Here is a 3,457-nt window from a genome sequence, read left to right as displayed (position 1 = left end):
GGGCGGCCGGGGCGGCGGCGGTGGCCAGTGCCGTGGTCCGTGCTGCTGTCTTGGCGATGGCGGCTGGGCGCTTCACAGTGCCTCCCCTTCCAGCTGCCGGACGCCGGCGGCGACGGCGCCCGCGCTCCGGCTGACCGCCAGGTGATAGGCCTTTTCGGTGTCGGCGGCCACCCGGTCCCAGGAGTAGCGGTTCCGCACGCGCTGCTGGCCGGCGCGGCCGAGGTCGCGGCGCAGCTGGGGATTCGCCAGCAGCTCGGCCACGGCTTCGGCCACCGCCTCCGGGTCGCGCGGCGGTACGTGCAGGCCGGTCTTGCGGTCCACCACGGTATCGATCAGCCCGCCGACCGAGGCCGCGACCACCGGAACGCCGCACGCCATCGCTTCCAGCGGGACGATTCCGAACGGTTCGTACCATGGCGCGCAGACGACGACGTCGGCGCTGCGCAGCACCGCCGGGATTTCTTCCCGGGGTAACTGGCCGCGCAGCACCAGCTGGTCTTCCACGCCGAGCTCACGGGCGAGGCCGCGCAGCCGCTGGGCCTCGGGGTCGGCCGTCAGTCCGGTGGCACCGGAGGCGCCGCCGACCACGATCAGTTCGACGTCGTCCAGTCCCTGGTCCTTGAGCAACCGCAGGGCCTGGACGGCCAGGTCGATGCCCTTGCGCGGAACCAGACGGCCCAGCGTGACGATGCGGTGGGTGCGGCCGCGCGGTTCGACCTCCCCGTCGGCCTTGAAAAGTCCCAGGTCCACGCCGCAGGGGGCAATGGAAATGTTGCCGCGCGGGATGTCCATGGCGGCCAATTCGAACACTTCGTCCGAGCACGTCGCGATGATCCGGTCCACGCTGCGGCCGACGGATGGTTCCAGCCACTCCCGTTCGGCCGGGCTGGTGTCCTGCGCGCCCTGATGCCGCCGCTTCACGGTGCCGAGCGCGTGGAAGGTCTGCAGCACCGGCACCGAAGGGCTTCCCGGGCGGCGGGCGGCGTCGAGGGCCGCCACACCCGACATCCAGAAGTGCGCGTGCACCAGATCCGGCGGGCCGTCCGCCCAGTCCGCGCTGATCCCGTCGGCCAGCTGGCCCATGAAGGGCAGCAGCTCATCCTTGGAGACCGGTTCGGGCGGTCCGGCGTTGAGGTGGACCACTTCCACTCCCGGCCGCATCGTCACGCGGGCGGGAAGCATCGGATCGTCGCGGCGGGTGTAGACGCTCACGCTGTGGCCCCGCCGGGCCAAGGCGGCGGAGAGGGCCGCCACATGCACGTTCTGGCCGCCGGCATCCACACCACCCAGCGCCGCCAGCGGGCTGGCATGTTCGGAAACCATCGATATCCTCACGGCTCTCTCCTCTCGTTGGCGGCAATGACGCGGCCGGCGCGCGTGGTGGTCTCTGCCAGCAGACTGTCCCAGTTGTCCAGAAAGGCCTGCAGCCCGTAGTTCCGCAGGGCGGCCTCGCGCGCGACTGCTCCGCGCGCAGCGGCCTCGTCGGGGTCCTTCAGCAGCCGGGCCGCTTCGCGGCGCAGCTGGTCCACATCGGCTGAGATGGCGCCCGCCTCCGGCGGCACGGCCCGGGCGGCCTCCGTGCTGTCCAGCACCACCACCGGCATGCCCAGATGCATGGCTTCCAGCAGCGCCAGGCCCAGCGAGGTCCAGCGCAGGGGGTGCAGGTAGAGGCGGCAGCGGGCCAGTTCCGCGTGCAGCAGCGGGCCGGGCAGGTCGCCGCGCACGTGCAGCTTGTCCGCGCCCAGCCCGGTGGCCGCGCCCAGCTGGTCGGTGCCCATGCCGAACACTTCCAGTGGCCCTGCCTCGGCGAAGGCCGGCAGCAGATCCGTTCCGGTCACGCGCCAGCGGCGGACCGGCTCGTTGACGACCACGCCCTGGCGTTCCAGCTCCCCGGTGTAGAGCCGGCCGGGATCCACGATGCCGTGCTCGATCACCGTGGTCCGCGCGGTTCCGCAGTCCCAGAACAGGCGGTTGAAGTGGGTGACATGCACGACGGTCATGTCCTGCTGGTCGGCCAGCGGGTGCAGCGAGTTGGGCACGTCCCCCTTGGGGGTGTTGTGCTCCAGGAACACCGCGGGGATGTCCCGGCCCGGCCGGCGGCCCAACAGCCGCTCGCATTCCTCGATTTCCTCGGGCCGCTGCAGCACCACGACGTCGGGGTCCTCGTCACGCAGCCGGTCCGGGTGCACGTCCCGGACCGACGACGGCCAGTCGCGGCCGGCGCGGCCCAGGCCCCACGGGCCGCCCTCGGCGGTGGCGGGCAGCAGGTATTCGTGGCGGCCGCGCACAAAAGCGTCGGTCCAGCCGCCGTGGACATGCCAGAGCAGAATCTTCATGCGTTCCTCGTCTTTCTCCGCGCGGACAAGTACGTCACGTCGCGGGTCAGCCGCTGTACAGCCTCGAGCACTTCCTCGGGCGCCACCTGGGACAGGCAGGGATGCCCGGGAACCGGGCAATTGCGTGCCCTGCTGAGCCGGCAGGGCGCCTGCTGGTCCCCGAGCAACTCCAGCGGAACCTTGTACGGTGCCCAACGGACCGCCGGAACCACCGGCGCGAACAGGGACACCACCGGGGTGCCCACGGCCGCGGCCAGGTGGGCCGGCCCGGTATTTCCAGTCACGACGGCGGACGCGCCGGCCAGGACCCCGGCCAGGCTCCGCAGGTCGGTCTTCCCGCCCAGGTCCAGTGCGCCGGGGACGGCGACCGTGGCCGTCAGGTCCTGCTCCTGCGGACCGCCGGTGACCACCACGCGGTAGCCGGCGCCGATCAGCAGTTCGACGGCGGCGGCGTGATGCAGGGGCGGCCAGGCCCGCGCCGGAACCGAGGCGCCGGGGTGCACGGCGATGTAAGGCCCGATGCCGGTCAGGTCAGTGGTATCCGGGATGCCTTGCACCTGCAGGCGGCCGTCGTCGTCGGCCGGAAGCCGGTACCCGGCGGCCGCGGCGATCTGCAGTGCCCGTTCGGCCTCCGGCTGGTCCTCCGGGAAGTCCTCGCCGGGCCGGAGCCGCTGATCCAGCAGCGACCCGGCGTAATCGACGGAAGCGCCGGTGATGCGCCCGACGCCGGCCAGCCGCAGCAGCAGCGCCAAGGGCAGCGGCGACTGGTGAAAAGACGTGAGGATGACGGCCTCGGAAATCTCCGAGGCCCGCACCCAGTCCGCCAACGCGGCCACGTGTTCCCGGGTCGCCGGCGGCGCGGGATCGACGATCCACGGGCTGGCCCAGCTGAAGACGCCTGCGACGCCGGGCAGCAATTCCGCGGCAGCTTTGCCCTGCGGGCCGCACAGCATCATGACGTCGCGGGAATTGCCGCCGTGGCCTGCAGCCACAGCCCGCACCGCAGGGCCCGCCAGCAGCACGTCTCCGACGCTGTCCAGCCGCGCCACCAACACCCGGCTCATCGCCGGCCCTCCAGCAGCAGCGACACCGCGGCGGTGAGGTCTTCGGCGACCAGCGCC

General features: G+C 72.4%; 3 protein-coding genes. All 3 read right to left on the bottom strand.

The genetic code is table 11. From position 1 onward, the window contains the following. Positions 1 to 72: 72 nt before the first annotated feature. Genes AC5RV2_RS15945 through AC5RV2_RS15935 form a run of 3 tightly spaced genes read right to left on the bottom strand, consistent with a single transcriptional unit; the run spans position 73 to position 3,400 of the window. On the bottom strand, positions 73 to 1,335 hold the full coding sequence (locus AC5RV2_RS15945; protein WP_494093142.1) for a glycosyltransferase: 1,263 nt from the start codon (positions 1,333 to 1,335) through the stop codon (positions 73 to 75). Further along, positions 1,332 to 2,336, bottom strand: a complete 1,005-nt coding sequence (locus AC5RV2_RS15940) for a glycosyltransferase family 4 protein (RefSeq protein WP_494093141.1) — start codon at positions 2,334 to 2,336, stop codon at positions 1,332 to 1,334. The genes AC5RV2_RS15945 and AC5RV2_RS15940 overlap by 4 nt, the downstream gene beginning before the upstream one ends. Beyond that, positions 2,333 to 3,400: a glycosyltransferase family 9 protein gene (locus AC5RV2_RS15935; RefSeq protein WP_494093140.1), complete on the bottom strand. Its 1,068-nt coding sequence runs from the start codon at positions 3,398 to 3,400 to the stop codon at positions 2,333 to 2,335. The genes AC5RV2_RS15940 and AC5RV2_RS15935 overlap by 4 nt, the downstream gene beginning before the upstream one ends. Positions 3,401 to 3,457 lie beyond the last annotated feature (57 nt).

The sequence above is a fragment of the Arthrobacter sp. Y3225116 genome (assembly GCF_059091245.1).
Note: the sequence above shows the minus strand (reverse complement) of the source record. Positions and strands in the feature narration are given on the sequence as shown.